Source organism: Burkholderia sp. MSh2 (assembly GCF_000731655.1).
In the GTDB taxonomy this organism is placed as follows: Bacteria; Pseudomonadota; Gammaproteobacteria; order Burkholderiales; family Burkholderiaceae; genus Burkholderia; species Burkholderia paludis.
Genome location: NZ_JPGM01000019.1, coordinates 137,030 through 154,186, shown reverse-complemented (window position 1 = coordinate 154,186; position 17,157 = coordinate 137,030). Strand labels below are relative to the sequence as shown.

At 67.9% G+C, this 17,157-nt stretch carries 15 protein-coding genes and 1 other RNA gene; 6 read left to right on the top strand and 10 right to left on the bottom strand.

The features are described 5' to 3' along the window. Nucleotides 1-962: ParB/Srx family N-terminal domain-containing protein (locus GQ57_RS13440; RefSeq protein ID WP_034198077.1), on the top strand; the 962-nt coding region annotated here is incomplete at its 5' end. A 52-nt stretch (nucleotides 963-1,014) separates the two neighbouring features. Here the strand turns inward: GQ57_RS13440 and GQ57_RS13435 are convergent. The 3 genes from GQ57_RS13435 to tyrS are packed head-to-tail and all read right to left on the bottom strand — an operon-like array spanning nucleotide 1,015 to nucleotide 3,397. Continuing rightward, nucleotides 1,015-1,677 carry a histidine phosphatase family protein gene (locus tag GQ57_RS13435; RefSeq protein ID WP_031398836.1) on the bottom strand — a complete coding sequence of 221 codons (663 nt, stop codon included), beginning with the start codon at nucleotides 1,675-1,677 and terminating at the stop codon, nucleotides 1,015-1,017. A gap of 23 nt (nucleotides 1,678-1,700) precedes the next feature. Further along, complete coding sequence (gene dtd / locus GQ57_RS13430) at nucleotides 1,701-2,159, bottom strand: D-aminoacyl-tRNA deacylase (RefSeq protein WP_031398837.1); 459 nt, start codon at nucleotides 2,157-2,159, stop codon at nucleotides 1,701-1,703. After that, the gene (gene tyrS, locus GQ57_RS13425) at nucleotides 2,156-3,397 is read right to left on the bottom strand and encodes a tyrosine--tRNA ligase (protein WP_034198076.1); all 1,242 of its coding nucleotides are present in this window, start codon (nucleotides 3,395-3,397) and stop codon (nucleotides 2,156-2,158) included. The genes dtd and tyrS overlap by 4 nt, the downstream gene beginning before the upstream one ends. A gap of 142 nt (nucleotides 3,398-3,539) precedes the next feature. On the opposite strand from tyrS, the gene GQ57_RS13420 reads away from it, so the two are divergent. Then, entirely contained in the window at nucleotides 3,540-4,688 is a 1,149-nt protein-coding gene (locus GQ57_RS13420; RefSeq protein WP_034198075.1) for an anhydro-N-acetylmuramic acid kinase, read from the top strand. Nucleotides 4,689-4,795: 107 nt separating this feature from the next. On the opposite strand, the gene erpA is transcribed toward GQ57_RS13420, so the two are convergent. Genes erpA through rplM form a run of 4 tightly spaced genes read right to left on the bottom strand, consistent with a single transcriptional unit; the run spans nucleotide 4,796 to nucleotide 6,218 of the window. Continuing rightward, nucleotides 4,796-5,167, bottom strand: coding sequence for an iron-sulfur cluster insertion protein ErpA (gene erpA, locus GQ57_RS13415; RefSeq protein WP_031398840.1), 372 nt, complete (start codon nucleotides 5,165-5,167; stop codon nucleotides 4,796-4,798). A gap of 20 nt (nucleotides 5,168-5,187) precedes the next feature. Beyond that, a complete protein-coding gene (locus GQ57_RS43330; RefSeq protein WP_162531554.1) occupies nucleotides 5,188-5,376 on the bottom strand; it encodes a hypothetical protein in 189 nt (62 codons plus the stop codon). Between the two features lie 9 nt (nucleotides 5,377-5,385). Then, the gene (rpsI, locus tag GQ57_RS13410) at nucleotides 5,386-5,778 is read right to left on the bottom strand and encodes a 30S ribosomal protein S9 (RefSeq protein WP_031398841.1); all 393 of its coding nucleotides are present in this window, start codon (nucleotides 5,776-5,778) and stop codon (nucleotides 5,386-5,388) included. A gap of 11 nt (nucleotides 5,779-5,789) precedes the next feature. After that, the gene (gene rplM, locus GQ57_RS13405) at nucleotides 5,790-6,218 is read right to left on the bottom strand and encodes a 50S ribosomal protein L13 (RefSeq protein WP_009687896.1); all 429 of its coding nucleotides are present in this window, start codon (nucleotides 6,216-6,218) and stop codon (nucleotides 5,790-5,792) included. A gap of 311 nt (nucleotides 6,219-6,529) precedes the next feature. Between rplM and GQ57_RS13400 the strand changes: the two genes are divergently transcribed. Together GQ57_RS13400 and GQ57_RS13395 are read left to right on the top strand one after the other, a co-directional pair. Next, nucleotides 6,530-6,808 (top strand): DUF1090 family protein, encoded by a 279-nt coding sequence (locus tag GQ57_RS13400; RefSeq protein ID WP_034198074.1) that lies wholly within the window; start codon nucleotides 6,530-6,532, stop codon nucleotides 6,806-6,808. Nucleotides 6,809-7,218: 410 nt separating this feature from the next. Then, on the top strand, nucleotides 7,219-7,683 hold the full coding sequence (locus GQ57_RS13395) for an OsmC family protein (protein WP_075122922.1): 465 nt from the start codon (nucleotides 7,219-7,221) through the stop codon (nucleotides 7,681-7,683). 76 nt (nucleotides 7,684-7,759) lie between these two features. On the opposite strand, the gene rnpB is transcribed toward GQ57_RS13395, so the two are convergent. The 3 genes from rnpB to pyrC all read right to left on the bottom strand — a co-directional run bounded on the left by rnpB (nucleotide 7,760) and on the right by pyrC (nucleotide 10,135). Further along, an RNA gene (gene rnpB, locus GQ57_RS38165) (RNase P RNA component class A) lies at nucleotides 7,760-8,171 on the bottom strand. Nucleotides 8,172-8,183: 12 nt separating this feature from the next. Further along, complete coding sequence (locus GQ57_RS13390) at nucleotides 8,184-9,074, bottom strand: DUF3025 domain-containing protein (RefSeq protein ID WP_034198073.1); 891 nt, start codon at nucleotides 9,072-9,074, stop codon at nucleotides 8,184-8,186. Beyond that, complete coding sequence (gene pyrC / locus GQ57_RS13385; protein WP_031398845.1) at nucleotides 9,071-10,135, bottom strand: dihydroorotase; 1,065 nt, start codon at nucleotides 10,133-10,135, stop codon at nucleotides 9,071-9,073. Before pyrC ends, GQ57_RS13390 begins: the two co-directional genes overlap by 4 nt. Nucleotides 10,136-10,341: 206 nt before the next feature. Here pyrC and GQ57_RS13380 point away from each other — a divergent pair, with 206 nt between their 5' ends. Next, nucleotides 10,342-11,253 (top strand): class II glutamine amidotransferase, encoded by a 912-nt coding sequence (locus GQ57_RS13380; protein ID WP_031398846.1) that lies wholly within the window; start codon nucleotides 10,342-10,344, stop codon nucleotides 11,251-11,253. Between the two features lie 644 nt (nucleotides 11,254-11,897). Then, nucleotides 11,898-17,144: an autotransporter outer membrane beta-barrel domain-containing protein gene (locus GQ57_RS13375; RefSeq protein WP_034198072.1), complete on the top strand. Its 5,247-nt coding sequence runs from the start codon at nucleotides 11,898-11,900 to the stop codon at nucleotides 17,142-17,144. Nucleotides 17,145-17,157 lie beyond the last annotated feature (13 nt).

Sequence of the window (17,157 nt, the reverse complement as noted above, 5' to 3'; positions counted from 1 at the left end):
CACCGCAACCGGGCAAGTGGAAGAGCGCCCGCGCGGGCGACCTGATCGACGTGACGCTCGGCGATCTTCGTCCGACGCAGGGCGCGATCGGTTACGACCAGATCTACTACAAGCTCGGCCGCTACGAACTGCAGCCCGACAAGAAATTCGACGACTTCTGCGCGGACGAAGGCCTCGGCGGCATCGCGACAGGCGGCTATGGCGCAAAGTCGGCGCTGCGCGACCCGGCGAGCTACGCGTGCACGACGAGCGACGCGAACGCCCGCGACCGCTCGGTGCTGAACCCGGTCGTGATCGGCCCGAACGGCGACGCGCTGTACCTGACCGACGGCCACCACGGCCTGTCGACCTATTACGAAACGCCCGATGGCGGCCCGGCCCTGCACGTGCACGTCGTCGTCAAGGACAACCTGAGCGACTACGCGGGCGACACATTCTGGCAGCAGATGCAGAGCCGCGGCTATGTGCGCCTCAAGAACGGCGAGGGCAAGCCGATCACGGCCGCCCAGCTGCCGGCCGGGCTCGGCCTGGCGCTTGGAATGACGAACGACCGTTACCGGTCGCTCGTCTATTTCACCCGCGACATCGGCTACAGCAAGCCCGCGCAATCCACCGACTACCTCGAGTTCTACTGGGCCGACTGGCTGCGCGCGCAGCCGGGCACGTTCGCGCTCACCGGCTACGACCTGACGCGCCTCGGCGCAACCGATCCCGATCCGGCGAAGGCCGACACGGGCTACCTGAACGCGGTCTGGAATGCGTCGACGCGCATGGTCGCGGCCACGGATCCCGTGATCGACGGCAAGACGGGCGCCGACCTCGGGCGCGCCGATGCGATCAACGGCGGAAAGAAATACAACAAGGGGGAATTCGACAAGCTGCGCCAGCCGATCACGGCCGACAAACCCGGCAAGATCGCGTACGCGCTCGACTACAAGACGCGCCACGCGCTGCCGCGGTAAGCGTCGCGCGGAAACGGGCTCCGGCCGGCAAGACTGGCCCGAGCCGGCCCGCTCAGAGCACCTTGCGGTACCCGTCGTCGTCGCTCGGCCCTTCCAGATGCGACACGTCGCCCCACTGCACGACCTGCGCGCGGCCGTCGACGTAATCGACGACGTTGATGCTCGTATTGAGCAACGGGTAATGGCGCGGCGCCGATAGCTCGATCGCGTTTGCGAACCGGTACACGCAATCGAGCACGCCGCCGTGCGCGACGCAGGCGATCCGGCCGCCCGGATGCGCGGCCACGATCGGCTCCAGCGCATGCAGCACGCGGTGATAGAACACGCGCTGCGACTCGCCGCCCTCCGGCGCAAAACCCGGATCGCGTGTCTGCCACGCTGCGTATGCATCCGGAAACAGCGTCTCGATCTCGCCGCTGTCATGCCCCTGGAACGCGCCGTACGAGCGTTCGCGCAACCCTTCGCGCAGTTGCAGCGGCAGGCCGAGCGCATCGGCGAAGGGCTGGGCGGTCTGCTGCGCGCGCATCAGGTCGCTCGAATAGACCGCGTCGATCCGTACGCCCTCGCGCGCCTCCCGTTCGAGCCGGGCAGCCAGCCGCTGCGCCTGCGCGAGCCCCGAGTCGGCCAGCGGAATGTCGGTATGCCCCTGGATGCGCTTGATGCGGTTCCAGGCCGTCTCGCCATGGCGGATGAAAAGAATCTGCGTGGAGGCCATCGCGGCGCGTCTCCGGGGAAGAATCAGGGCCGCACTTGCAGCCAGAACGTCACGGGGCCGTCGTTGACGAGCGACACCTGCATGTCGGCGCCGAATTCGCCCGTCTCGACGACCGGATGGCGCGCGCGTGCAGCCGCGACGAAATAGTCGAACAGCCGCGCGCCTTCGTCGGGCGGGGCGGCCGGCGTGAAGCTCGGGCGCAGCCCGCTGCGGGTATCGGCCGCCAGCGTGAACTGCGACACGAGCAGCAGGCCGCCCGCGCTGCCCGCGCCGTCGATGTTCGACACCGGCAGGTTCATCTTGCCGTCGGCGTCGCTGAACACGCGGTAGCCGAGCAGCTTCGCGAGCAGTTTGTCGGCCGCCGCATCGGTGTCGCCGCGCTCGGCGCAGACCAGCGCGAGCAGGCCCGCGCCGATCTCGCCCGTCGTACGATCGCCGACGCGCACGTCGGCGCGCCTCACGCGCTGGATCAGCGCGATCATGCGGTCAGCGTGACGCGCGCGAAGCGGCGCTTGCCGACCTGCACGACGAACTCGCCGGCCTCGACCTTCAGACCCTTGTCCGACACCGTCGCGCCGTCGATCTTCACGCCGCCCTGCTCGATGTTGCGCAGCGCCTCGCTCGTCGACGGCACGAGGCCGGCCTGCTTCAACAGCTGGCCGATCGCCAGCGGCGCGCCGGCGAGCGTGACCGACGCGATGTCGTCCGGCACGCCGCCCTTCGCGCGATGGTTGAAATCCTCGAGCGCACGTTCGGCATCGGCTTGCGAGTGGAACCGCGCGACGATTTCCTGCGCGAGCAGCACCTTGAAGTCGCGCGGGTTGCGGCCGCCTTCGGCCTCGCGCTTGAAGCCGGCGATCTCGTCGAGACCGCGGAACGACAGCAACTCGAAGTAACGCCACATCAGCGTGTCCGAGATGCTCATCAGCTTGCCGAACATGTCGGTGGGCTTCTCGCTGATGCCGACGTAGTTGCCCTTCGACTTCGACATCTTCTCGACGCCGTCGAGGCCTTCGAGCAGCGGCATCGTGAGAATGCACTGCTGTTCCTGGCCGTACTGCTTCTGCAGTTCGCGGCCGACCAGCAGGTTGAATTTCTGGTCGGTGCCGCCGAGTTCGAGATCGGCGTTCAGCGCGACCGAATCGTAGCCCTGCATCAGCGGGTACAGGAATTCGTGGATCGAGATCGGCACGCCGCCCTGGAAGCGCTTCGTGAAATCCTCGCGTTCGAGGATCCGCGCGACCGTGTAGCGCGACGCGAGCTTGATCATCCCGTCCGCGCCGAGCGGCATCGACCATTCGCTGTTGTAGCGGATCTCGGTCTTGGCGCGATCCAGCACGAGCGCGGCCTGCTCGAAGTAGGTCTTCGCGTTCGACTCGATCTGTTCGCGGGTGAGCGGCGGGCGCGTCGCGTTACGGCCCGACGGATCGCCGATCAGCGACGTGAAATCGCCGATCAGGAAGATCACCGTGTGGCCGAGGTCCTGCAACTGGCGCATCTTGTTCAGCACGACCGTATGGCCGATGTGGATGTCGGGCGCGGTCGGGTCGAGGCCGAGCTTGATGCGAAGCGGCTTGCCCGTGGCCGCGCTGCGCGCGAGCTTCTGCGCGAACTCTTCCTCGATCAGCAGCTCGTCGACGCCGCGCTTCGTGACGGCGAGCGCATGCCGGACTTCGTCGGTGATCGGGAAAACAGGCTTGGAACTGGGTTCGGTGCTCATCGGTGCCAGGAAGAATGTCGCAAAAACAGGGATTTTCCCATAACTTGCGCGGGCATCGCTTAACGATGCATCACGTTGCGCGGATAATCGGGCGCAAGGCGCGCGGCACCGGCCCGCGCCGCACGATCCAGGAGAACCCAACGTGCCGCAACGACATCCGCAAAACGCCCATCCGGCCGACGGCATCTACTTCGGGCTGATGTCGGGAACCAGCATGGACGGCGTCGACGGCGTCGCCGTGCGTTTCGAGGCCGGCAAGGCGCCGGCCGTGCTCGCGGAAGCATTCGTCGGCTTCGCGCCGTCGCTGCGTGACGCGCTGTTCGCGCTGCAGCAGCCGGGCGACAACGAGATCGACCGGGAATCGCTCGCGGCCAACGCGCTCGTCGCGCGCTATGCGGTGTGCTGTCACGAATTGCAGCGCACGGCCGGGTTGTCGCGCGACGAGATCCGCGCAATCGGCGTGCACGGCCAGACGGTGCGCCACCGCCCCGAGCGCGGCTATACGCGGCAAATCAACAACCCGGCGCTGCTCGCCGAGCTGACCCATGCCGACGTGATCGCCGACTTCCGCAGCCGCGACGTCGCCGCGGGCGGCCACGGCGCGCCGCTTGCGCCGGCGTTCCATGCAACGGTGTTCGGCGCGCCGGGCGAGACCCGGGTCGTCTGCAATCTCGGCGGCATCAGCAACATCACGATCCTGCCCGGCGAAGGCGGCGACGTGCGCGGCTTCGACTGCGGGCCGGCGAATGCGCTGCTCGACGAATGGGCGACCCGCCACCTCGGCAAGCCATACGACGAAGGCGGCAAGTTCGCCGCGCGCGGCGCCGCCCATGCGCCGCTGCTCGACGCGCTGCTCGACGAACCGTATTTCGCCGAGCCGCCGCCGAAAAGCACCGGACGCGACCTGTTCAATCCGGCGTGGCTCGACGCGAAGCTCGCCGCGTTCGCGCAGGTCGCGCCGGAAGACGTGCAGGCGACCCTCGCCGCGCTCACGGCCGTATCCATCGCCCGCGAGATCGCCCGGCACGCACCGGGCTGCCAGGCCGTCTTCGCATGCGGCGGCGGCGCCCGCAATCCGGTGCTGCTCGACGCGCTCCGGGCCGCGCTGCACGCGGCCGGCGTGCCGGCCACGGTCGATACGACGGCCGCGCTCGGCGTACCGCCGCAGCAGGTCGAGGCGCTCGCCTTCGCGTGGCTCGCGTACCGCTTCACCGCGCGCCAGCCCGGCAATCTCGCGACGGTCACCGGCGCCGCCGGCGATCGCGTGCTCGGCGCGCTCTACCCGCGCTGACGCGACACGCGCCACGCCGCGCCCGCCGCATGGCGGGCGGATGTAAAAAAACGGGGCATGAAGCCCCGTTTTTCATGCCGGCAAACCGGACAGGATCCGTCGTGCGCTCAAACCGAGAACGACGAGCCGCACCCGCAGGTGGTGGACGCGTTCGGGTTCTTGATCACGAACTGGGCGCCGTTGAGGTCGTCCTTGTAGTCGATCTCTGCGCCGACCAGGTACTGGTAGCTCATCGAGTCGATCAGGAGCTGGACGCCGTTCTTGTTCATCACGGTGTCGTCCTCGTTGACTTCCTCGTCGAACGTGAAGCCATACTGGAAGCCCGAGCAGCCGCCGCCCTGCACGAACACGCGCAGCTTCAGGTCGGGATTGCCCTCTTCGTCGATCAGTTGCTTGACCTTGTCGGCCGCTGCGTCGGTAAAGACGAACGGAACCGGCACTTCGGCCGTCGTTGCTGCGGATTCGGTAACAGCGTTCATTGCGAACTCTCCAAAAAGCTTTAGCCGCTATTGTAGGGCCGATCAGAAGATCGTGCTGAAGTCCATGAAATCAACAGGTTCTTGTCGATTTCGTCAAACGCGCCCGCACGGGCCGCGGCGGCACAAGCCTGGAAGCGGACATAAAAAAACCGCCAGCGCGAAAGCTGGCGGTTTTTCCGGCGAACGCCGCCCGAAAGCGGCGAAGCCATGAAGCGGGATTAACGCTTCGAGAACTGCTTGGCGCGGCGTGCCTTGCGCAGACCGACCTTCTTACGCTCGACTTCACGCGCATCGCGCGTGACGAAGCCTGCGCTCGACAGCGACGGCTTCAGCGTCGCATCGTAGTCGATCAGTGCACGGGTGATGCCGTGGCGCACTGCGCCTGCCTGACCCGTTTCACCGCCGCCCGCGACGTTCACCTTGATGTCGAACGTCTGGCCGTGGTTCGTGAGTTCCAGCGGTTGACGCACGATCATCAGCGACGTTTCGCGCGAGAAGTAGTCAGCGATGGGCTTGCCGTTGACGATGATGTCGCCCTTGCCAGCCTTGATGAAGACACGTGCGACTGCGCTCTTGCGGCGGCCCGTGCCGTAGTTCCAGTTACCGATCATGTGGGCTCCCCTTAGATCTCAAGCGCCTTCGGCTGTTGAGCCGAGTGCGGATGCGTGGCTTCAGCGTAGACCTTCAGCTTCTTGATCATTGCATAGCCGAGCGGGCCCTTCGGCAGCATGCCCTTGACCGCCTTCTCGAGCGCGCGGCCCGGGAAGCGTTCTTGCATCTTGCCGAACGTCGTTTCATAGATACCGCCCGGGTAACCCGAGTGACGGTAGTACTTCTTGTCCAGCGTCTTGTTGCCGGTGACCTTCAACTTGCTCGCGTTGATGATGATGATGAAATCACCAGTATCGACGTGCGGAGTGAATTCAGGCTTGTGCTTGCCGCGCAGACGGCGTGCCACTTCGCTGGCAACACGGCCGAGAACCTTGTCCGTCGCGTCAATCACGTACCATTCGCGCGTCACCTCATGGGCTTTTGCGGAAAACGTCTTCATGATCGATCCAAAAAAAATGCTTTGCCCGGTGTGTTCTTCCTGCTTGTCTGTGTGCGCTTCGAGGCGCGGTGCAGGCTCTCCCTGTTCTTTTTCCGTGGGCATGAATGCGGAAAAGCCCTGAATTATAAAGGAAATCCGGCAACGCGGTCAAAGGGAATCCACTTCCGGTGCGCGCGACGGCCGAAATGGGCCAAAATCCGGTCGTGCCCCGACCCGCCAGGCGAACCGAGCGCCTGGGGCGGCACCCGTCGACGCGCGGCATGCAGCCTCGCCGCGCCGGACCGGCCGAACCCGTAAAACAACAAGCCAGCATGATGAAACAACGACTTACGCCCTTCATTGCGGCCGCGCTCGTGGCTGCCTCGGCGCCTGCCGTCGCCGCCCGCGCCGACTGCGAAGCCAAGCTCGACGCGCTCGATGCGCGCATCGCCGAAGCCCGCTCGGCCCATGCCGAGGATCGCGTCGCCCGCCTGCGCGCGGTGCGCGAACGCGTCCGCCACTTCTGCTCGCGCGGCCACGGTCATGCGTCGGCCCCGCAGGCGCCGGCGCCCGCCGCCCGCTCGCCCGGCGCGGCGTCGCAGCCCGCGTAACGATGCCGGGGCGCGCAAGCCGCGCGCCGATGTTTGCATGGGACGAAAAAAAGCCCGAACGGCTGGTTCGGGCTTAATCCACCATAGGAGGAGGGTGGAGGAGACATTCGGAGGTTGCCGCAGCGCGACAACCAATGAGGCTCATTATACGAACGCGTCACCGACTTCACAAGAAAATTTGCATTACGAAATCAAACACCATAATGCGGAATTTTTCAGAACGCGTTTGAAAAATCGATTTTCCCTTTTAAATCAATGCCATGATCCTGCCCGGCAGGCACAAGGATCGCCCTTGCCTAGAGCGAAACCCCTAAATCCGGAGGGGAATTGGCCGTCCGGCGCGCCGTTTGCGCGGCACAGGCGTTGCGCGTCGTGCAGCGCATCAGCCGACCGTTGCGCAGCGGGCTACAATGCCGGATCGAATCCGAATCAGGCAACGCGGGAGTGCAAGCATGGAATGCAAAGTAAGCTGGATGGGCCAGGACGGCATGGCGTTTTCCGCCGAGACCGGCAGCGGCCATCTCGTCACGATGGACGGCGCGCCGGAAGGCGGCGGCCACAACCTCGCGCCGCGCCCGATGGAAATGGTGCTGCTCGGCACCGGCGGCTGCACGGCCTATGACGTCGTGCTGATCCTGAAGAAGAGCCGCCAGGAAGTCACCGGCTGCTCGGTCACGCTGAAGGCCGAGCGTGCGAGCGAGGATCCGAAGGTGTTCACGAAGGTCCACTTCCACTTCACGGTCACCGGGCGCAACCTGAGCCCGACCACGGTCGAACGCGCGATCAACCTGTCGCACGACAAGTATTGCTCCGCGTCGATCATGATCGCGAAAACGGCCGAGCTCACGCATTCGTTCGACATCGTCGCGGCCTGACCCGCGCCGCGCGTCGATCGCGCATGAAAAAAGGGCCGGCGCTCCGCAAGGAGACGCCGGCCCTTTCGCATTCGAACGGCAAAGCAGGCCGATAAGCCGGATTCTGTGCACGTCGCGCGCCGAAGCGCGCCACGCGTGGCAGCCATTCCTCTAGGCGCGCCATTGCTGACGCGCTCAAGCTTCCTACCCGCAGACGAGACGGGGGCCCCGTCCTGCATCCGAAAATGCGCGCCTGCCTACTTGGAATTGCTCCGGGTGGAGGTTACCGTGCCGGCGAACGTCGCCGTCGCCGCGGTGCGCTCTTACCGCACCGTTTCACCCTTACCTGATCCCGGCTTGCGCCGGGCCATCGGCGGTTTGCTTTCTGTTGCCCTGTTCCGCGTGTCGCCACGGATGGCCGTTAGCCATCACCCTGCCCTGTGGAGTCCGGACTTTCCTCGCCCCCGCGCGCCCGAAGGCGGCGAGGCCGCGACTGCCTGGCCTGCTTTGCGACGCGCATTCTAGCACTGCGCGCCGCCGCCGGCAGCACGCGAGCGGCGGCCGCTGCGGAATACGGCCGGGTCGTCGTAGAACGCGGCCTCGGCATTCGCGTCGCACCAGCCCGGCACACCGAGCACCGGAAGCGGTGCGAAGTCGCGGCTCGTCAGCGCGCAAGTCGCAAGTTCCGCGGCGATGCGCGCGTCGACATGCGCGATGCGCCGCGCCCCGGGCCACGAAAAATAGTCGGCGCTCACTTCGACGATCCACGTATGCGCGGTGCAGGACTTGTAGGGCGCGACGAGTTTCCCGAGCAGCGCATGGCCGACGAGCCGCGCCTCGCAGCGCCCCCCCCACGCGGCGCGCGAGGCAATCAGCAGCCGCGGCCAGTCGAACGCGCGCAGCGCGTCGGCGAGTGTGCGGTCGGCCGTCACGAACAGCGCGGCATTCTCGTCGAACAACGTGAGCGCGTCGCGCAACGCGCCGCGCACCGGGCCCACACCGCCTGCCGCGTCGATCGCCGCGGCCTGGCGCGCATTCAACGCCGCCTTGATGCGCGGATACGCGAACCATACGAGCGCGTTGAAGAAGTCGTGCAGGTTGTGGCGGGTCGGGACGCCGCCCGTCTCCGCAATATGGGTCTCGTATGCGATGCCGGGCGGCAACGCGGCCTGCGGCACGAACCGCAACAGCCTGCCGCGGCCGCTCACGCGCGGGCCGTCGGGGCCGGTATCGCGCAACGCGCCGTTCAGCATGTCGAGCAGCGCGGCCTCGCCCGCCCGTGCGGCCGCCTGCGCGGCGCGGCCGGGCTCCGCGTAGGGCGCGAGCCACGGCACGGACCAGTCGATCCGTGCGACCTCCGCCGCCGCGCCGCCGGCCGCATGGCCGGGCTCGCGCGGCGGCGCGCAGGTCACGCGAGTTTCCAGCCGATCGTCTCGCCGCCGCGCAGCGGCACGACCGGCGTATCGCCCGCGAAGATCTCGCGCGGCAGTTCCCATGCCTCGCGACGCAGCGTGACCGTCTCGGCGCTGCGCGGCAGCCCGTAGAAATCGGCGCCGAAGAAGCTCGCGAACCCTTCGAGCCGGTCGAGCGCGCCGGCGTTGTCGAATGCTTCCGCATACAGTTCGAGCGCGTGCAGCGCCGTGTAGCAGCCCGCACAGCCGCACGCGGTTTCCTTCGCGTCGCGCGCATGCGGCGCGCTGTCGGTGCCGAGGAAGAAGCGCGGGTTGCCCGACGTCGCGGCCTCGACCAGCGCGACGCGATGCGTCTCGCGCTTCAGCACGGGCAGGCAGTAGTAATGCGGGCGAATCCCGCCGACGAACAGCGCGTTGCGGTTGTACAGCAGGTGATGTGCGGTGATCGTCGCCCCCAGCAGGCCGGGCGCCGCGTCGGCGTCGCGCACGTAGTCGGCCGCGTCCTTCGTGGTGATGTGTTCGAACACGACCTTCAGGCCCGGGAAGTCGCGGCGCAGCGGCGTCATCACGCGGTCGATGAAGACCTTCTCGCGGTCGAACAGGTCGATCGACGCATCGGTCACCTCGCCGTGCACGAGCAGCGGCATGCCCGTTTCCTGCATCGCCTCGAGCGTCTTCGCGCATTTCGCGAGATCGGTGACGCCGTGGTCGGAATTCGTCGTCGCACCCGCCGGATACAGCTTCACGCCGTGCACGAAACCGCTTTCGCGCGCGCGGCGGATCTCGTCGGGCGGCGTGTTGTCGGTCAGGTACAGCGTCATCAGCGGTTCGAACGTCATCCCGGCCGGCAGCGCGGCCAGGATGCGCTCGCGGTAGGCCTGCGCCTGCGCGGTGGTCGTCACCGGCGGCTTCAGGTTCGGCATGACGATCGCGCGGCCGAACTGGCGCGCGGTGTGCGGCAGCACGGCGGCCAGCATGTCGCCGTCTCGCAGGTGCAGGTGCCAGTCGTCGGGACGGGCGAGCGAGAGCGTCGCCGGGGAGGAAGCGTTCGAGGCAGTCATAGGAGGCGTCGTGAGGAACGGGCGGGCCATCGGCGGGGCCGGAACACGCATGCCGCGGGCCGACTGACGGCAAACCGCAACACGGGGCCTTCGGTCGGCGGAATCCGCTTTTTACCGCTCGGGGCTCGGTGATATGCTAGAAGCCGCATTGTACCGGGGTTCGCCCGGTTCGTTACCCCCCGCTTCAGCCTGCCGCCCCAAGTAAAATGTGCCAACTCTTAGGAATGAACTGCGCCGCGCCGACGGACGTCACATTCTCCTTCACAGGTTTCGCAGCCCGGGGCGGGCTCACCGATCACCATGCCGACGGCTGGGGCATCGCGTTCTTCGAGGACAAGGCCTGCCGCCTCTTCATCGATCACCAGGCATCGGCCACGTCGCCGATCGCCGAGATGGTGAAGCGCTACCCGATCAAGTCCAAGAACACGATCGCGCACATCCGCAAGGCGACGCAAGGTCACATCCTGCTCGAGAACAGCCATCCGTTCATGCGCGAGCTGTGGGGCCGGCACTGGATCTTCGCGCATAACGGCGATCTGCAGGACTACGCACCGGACATGGACGGCAGCGTCTACCATCCGGTCGGCACGACCGACAGCGAGCAGGCGTTCTGCGTGCTGATGCAGGGGTTGCGCGAAGCGTTCCCCGGCGCGCAGCCGCCGCTGCCCGAGCTGTTCGAGCGCGTCGGCGAGCTGACGCGCGGCATCACCGATCACGGCGTGTTCAACTTCCTGATGTCGAACGGCCAGGCGCTGTTCGCGCACTGCTCGACGCGGCTGCACTATCTCGTGCGGCGCTGGCCGTTCTCGACCGCGCATCTCGTCGACGAAGACCTGTCGATCGACTTCGCGAAATACACGACGCCCGAGGATCGCGTCGCGGTGATCGCCACGCAGCCGCTCACCGACAACGAGGTCTGGACCGCGTTCGAGCCGGGCGAGCTGATCATGTTCCAGTGCGGCGACGTGGCCGCGCGGATGCGGATTCCGGTGCCCGAGCGCGTGCTCGAGAAACTGCGCAATCCGTCGCTCGACGCATCGGCGTCGGCGCCGCGCGTCGCACGCGAGGCGCTCGCAACCGCCACCGACGGCGATTCCGACGACGCGATCGACTTTTGAGCCCGGCGGGCACACCGCGCGCCCTTCCCTGTTCGTCACCGCACGCCGAAACGATTCCACACCCCGCCCGACCGCGACGGTCGGCTTCGCGCGCCAGCGATGCGGCAACGCTCGCCGCCGGGGCCAGTCGTTCGCTTCCGGACCGATTCCGTTTCATCCAGGCCACAGTCCGGGGCAAGTCGAAACGATCGCGCGTAACATTTTCTTGATTTAATTAATTTCCAGTCGAAAATAATCAAAAAACAAAATAGATAATCACGCGCATCCAGAACGCATATAATCCGGAAGCCATATTCTAACGCACCCCCTCGACGCAAACCGTGCGCCACCGCACCGATCCGGCAACCGCGAATCCGCCCTTATAAGATCGGCAAAGCCCTTTACCACAAAGACTTTCAGTTCGATTCGCCACACAATTAAAAAATACCGAATCAAATCGGCATTATTGCCACATTCATTATTTTTTTGATAATCGATCGTCCTCTCGATCAGTAGACTCCGCTCATCCCCGGTGTAACGAAGCGCAATAAATGGAGAAGCGGCGATGGCCGCCGCACGTCCATTCCGGCCATTTCCCCACCGCGGACCGAGACTTCACTGCACGGCGGTGAATGCCGCATCAAAACAAGAGAGAGAGGCTTGTCGTGAATCATTCATTTCGATCGATCTGGAGCGAGACTACCGGCTGCTGGGTCGCGGTTGCGGAAACGGCGCGGGCATGCGGCAAGCGTTCGGGCAAGCCGTCCGGCACCGGCCGCCACGCCGCGCGCCCGACGCCGCTGCGCATCGCCGCACTCGGCGCCGCGCTGGCCGTGCTGTCGGCCGGCTCCGCGCACGCATCGACGTGCGGCAGCGGCGCGGCAGTCGCGAGCGGCGGCACCTGCGTGCTCGGCAGTTTCAGCCCGACCGTCAACGACAACCTCGTCGGCGCCACGACCGTGACGGGCGGCGACCGGGTCGGCCTGACGGGCGCATGGACCGGCGCGACCGGCGACATGGGCTACACGCTGATGCCGCTCGACACGACGTCGATCATTTCGGGCAATCCGAACCAGCCGCTGGTGTCGCTCGGCGGCAAGACGCAGAGCGTCGGCACGCCCGATTCGATCACGGGCGGCCGGACGTCCGTCGCGACCTACGATTCGTCCGCCTTCGTCGCGTCGAGCGCGGGCTCGACCGACGTGCCGGTCTACCACGACGTGAACGGCAACCAGTACGTGAACACGCGCATCGGCACGGTCGCGAACTCGGGCGGCACGCTCGACGTGTCGATCGGCAATCCCGCGAACGCGCCCGCGGCGGCCGGCAACGCGATCACGATCGCGGCAAAGCAGACCGACCTGACCTACGCGGACGGCACCGGCTCGACGCCGAGCGTCATCAACTGGAATTCGCGCAACCAGATCTGGTTCATCACCGGCGACTATCTCGCGAGCGGCGGCCCCGTCGGCAGCATCCAGCTCGACGTGCCGAGCTACGCAGGCACCTTCACCGCGTTCGACGGCAGCACGTGGACCGTCACCGACGCCGCGTCGCTCGCCGCGTACAACAACTTTCTCGTGCGTTCGGTCCAGAGCGGCGCGCTCGGCTCGCAAGCGGCCTACGACAACGCGTTCGGCCAGGCCGTGTCGTTCTCCACGCAAACCTTCGAGTACGCGAACGACGTATCGCCCGGCGACAAGAACGCGCTGCCCAGAAACTATCCGACGGCGATGCACGGCACGGGCGCGAACGCGACGCTGCACATCGGCACGGACGGCCAGATCGACTTCCGCGGCTCCAACACGATCGACGCGAGCAGCGCCGTCCTTGCGGAGAACGGCGCGCATTTCATCAACGACGGGCGCCTGTCGGGCGACTTCACGCTGGTACGTCTGCTGACCGGCGCGAGCGGCGTCAACAACGGCGTGATCTCGTCCGGCTACGCGGCCGGCGACAACTTCAGCACGGGCGGCACCGCGCAGCCCGACAACTTCGGCCTCAATGCCTACGTCGAAGGCAGCGGCGTGTATGCGGACGGCGCGGGCACCACGTTCGTCAACAACGGCGTGATGAACGTCGGCGCGTGGAATCTCACCCGCAACCGGCCCGACCTGCAGAACTACGCGGTGGCCGTGGCCGACGGCGCGAGCGCATCGAACGCCGGCACGATCAATGTCGGCGTCAACGCGACGACGCTCGACAGCCAGGTGATCGGCGGCCTCGTCGCCGGCGGCAGCTTCACGAACGAAGCCGGCGGCACGATCTACCTCGGCCGCGCGGCGCAATACGACGCCGGGTCGCCCGAAGCCGTGAACGACGTCGCGCTGTCCGCGCACACGTACGGCATCCTGCTCGGCGCGTCGGGCACCGCGAGCAACCTGGGCACGATCGTGATCGGCTCGCAGACGCAGAACGGCGCGGCGCTGGCGAGCATCGGCTCGTCGTCCGGCACGCTGAGCAACGCGGGGGCGATCGTCGTCAACGGCGCGGCGCCCGGCACGCCGCTCGCCAATGTCGGCATGCTCGCGTCCAACACCGCCGCGACCGTGACCAACACCGGCACCATCACGCTGAACGGCGTCAACGGCATCGGCATCATGGTGGTCGGGACCGGTACGCTCGCGACGGCCGCCACCTCGACCGGCACGATCAACGTGGCCGGCGGGCTCGATCCCTCGTCCGGCACGCGCAACTACGGCGTGTGGGCCGAGGGACCGCTCGCGCAGGCGACGCTCGACGGCGCGCTCAACCTGACGGGCACCGGCGCGATCGGCGTGCATGCGCGCTCGGGCGCGACGATCGACGTCGGCGCCGACGCGGTGCCCGCCTTCATGTCGGGCACGAACCAGATCGGCTTCTACGCGTACGGCGCGGGCTCGAAGATCAACGTCGCCGCGCAGCATCTCAGCGTCGACACCGACGATTCGACGCTGTTCCGCGTCGCGGGCGGCGCAACCTACACGGGCTCTTCGACGGCCGGCGCGCTGACGACCGACGTGAACGGCCAACGCGCGCACGGCGTGCTCGCGACCGACGCGGGCACCGTGCTGTCGACCGGCAACGCGATCTACAACGTCAACGGCGCCAACAGCGTCGCGATCGGGGTCGAAGGCGGCGCGCAAGGCACCATCGACGCGGGCGCGACGATCAACCTGAACGCGGCCGGCGCGATCGCCGGCGTGGTCGACGGCCAGGCGCACGACCTCACCGGCGCGAATGCCGGCGCACCGGTCGCGACGACGCTCGTCAACGACGCCGCCGTCACGTCGTCGACCGCCGGCGTGACGGGCTTCGTCGCGCAAAACCTCGGCACACTCGACAACCGCGACACGGTGCTGCTGACGGGCGCCGGCTCGACGGGCGTCGTGGTCGGCGCGCTCGGCACGGTGAACAACGCGTCGACGATCCGCGTATCCAACGGCACCGGCGCGCTCGTGCAGGGTGCGTCGGCAACGCTCGCCAACGCGGGGGCAATCGAAGCCGACGACGGCGTCGCGGGTGTGCGCCTGACGGGCGCCGGCGCGTCGGTTGCGCTGTCGGGCGCGGGCACCGTGGTCGCGAACGGCAGCGCCGACGGCGTGCTGATCGACCCGACAGTGTCGGGCGGCGGGCTCGCGGCCGGCGCGACGTCGATCGCGGTCGGCGGCACGGGCAAGGGAATCGACAACCAGGGGACGAACGCGACGATCGCGCTGTCAGGCACGCAGATCGGCACGACCGGCAGCGGCGCCGACGGCCTGTCGTCCACCGGCGCCGGCGCGCTGATCGGGATGGACGCCGCAACGTCGATCCGGACGGCCGGCGGCAATGCGCGCGGCGTATTCGTCTCCGGCGCGGGCTCGACGCTGACGGCCAACGGCACGACCGTCGCGACGGCCGGCGCGGGCTCGGCCGCGCTCGTGGCGAGCGGCGGCGCGACCGCGCTGCTGTCGGGCGCGCGGATCGCCGCGTCGGGCGCCGCGGCCGACGGCCTCGTCGCACAGGGCGGCGGCCGCATCGGCGACACGGGCTCGACGATCGCCAGCGCGGCGGGCAACGGCGCGACCGCCGACAGCGGCGGCGCGCTCGCGCTGACCGGCACGACGCTCAAGGGCGCGACGGCCGGCGTACTGACGTCGGATTCGCTCGCGAGCGGCGCGACGAGCTCGGTGCTCGTCGACGGCGGCAGCGTGACGTCGACGGCCGGGCCGGCGTTTGCCGCACGCGGCGGCACGGCCGACATCGCCGTGCGCAACGGCACGGTCGTGACGACCGGCAACGGCACGCTGCTCGCGCTCTCGAACGGCAGCAACGCCACTTTCACCGCGTCGGCCGTGAATCTGGCCGGCGACATCGTGTCCGACGCGTCGAGCACCGGCAACGTGCTGCTCGCGAACGGCACGACGCTGACCGGCAGGATCGATCCGGTCGCGCTGACCGTCGACAACACCAGCACGTGGCGCATGACGGGCAGCTCGGTGCTGAGCAGCCTGACCAACGCGGGCGCGGTCGCGTTCGCCGCGCCGACCGGTGCACCGACGCTCGCGGGCAGCTACAAGACGCTGACGACCGGCAGCTACGTCGGCAACGGCGGCACGATCGCGCTCAACACGTTCCTCGGCGCCGACGCATCGCCGACCGACCAGCTGATCGTGAACGGCGGCGCGGCGAGCGGCACGACGGGCCTGAAGATCGCCAACACGGCCGGCACCGGCGCGCAGACGCAGGGCAACGGGATTCCGGTGGTCGTCACGACGAACGGCGGCACGACCACCGCATCGGCGTTCCAGCTCGCGGGCCCCGTGCAGGCGGGCGCATACGAGTACCGGCTCTATCGCGGCGGGCAAGGCGACGCGAACGGCTGGTACCTGCGCTCGCAGCTCGAGCAGACGGACCCCGGCGACCCGATCCACCCGTCCGGCAACGGCGACGGTGATGGCAACGGCAACGGCACGCTCGCGTACCGGCCGGGCGTCGCGGGCTACGCGCTGACGCCGCTGCTCAACGTCGACTACGGTTTCTCGACGCTCGGCAGGCTGCACGAACGCGTCGGCGACATCGACAACCTCGGCAAGGAGCAGCCCGGCAATCACGACGGCGTGTGGGGGCGCATCGGCGGCCAGAGCCTCGATGCGAACGCGGGCCGCTTCGCGGCCGACGAGCGCACGTTCTTCGCGCAGTTCGGCAAGGACTGGACGCTCGACCAGGCGCCGAACGGCGGCGCCAGCACGCATGCGGGCGTGACAGCCAGCCTCGGCGTGTCGAACGCGAGCTTCAGCGACATGGCGCGCGCCGACACGGCCAGCCTGTCGACGTCGACGGGCTCGGTCGAGATGCACGCGCAGAGCGTCGGCGGCTACTGGACGCGCTACCTGACCGACGGCACGTACTTCGACAGCGTCGGCCAGGTGACGCACTACGGCAACCGCTATCGCGACAGCTACGGCAACGATGCGTCGCAGAACGGCTTCGGCGTCGCGCTGTCGCAGGAAGTCGGCAAGCCGTTCGCGGTCGGCGGCCTGCCGATCGCGGTCGAGCCGCAAGCGCAGCTGATGTATCAGTACCTGAAGCTGAACGGGTTCAACGACAACGTGTCGGCCGTATCGGGCACGGCGACCAACGCGCTGCGCGGCCGCGTCGGCGTGCGCTTCTTCCGGCCGAACCTCCAGTCGGATGCGGGCGGCGGCGCCGCGACGCCGTACTTCACGGCCGACGTGCTGCACGACTTCCTGTCGCCGGGCCAGACCGTCGTCGGCGGCACGCCGTTCGCGACGCATCTCGGCCGCACGTGGTACGAGCTCGGCGTCGGCGTGACCGCGGGCCTCGGCAAGTCGGGCGAGCTGTATGCGAACGCGAAGATCGCGCGCAACATCGGCGGCGACTACCGGCGCGGCATCGTCGGGCAGGTCGGTTACCGCTACAGCTGGTAACGCACGCGTCGCA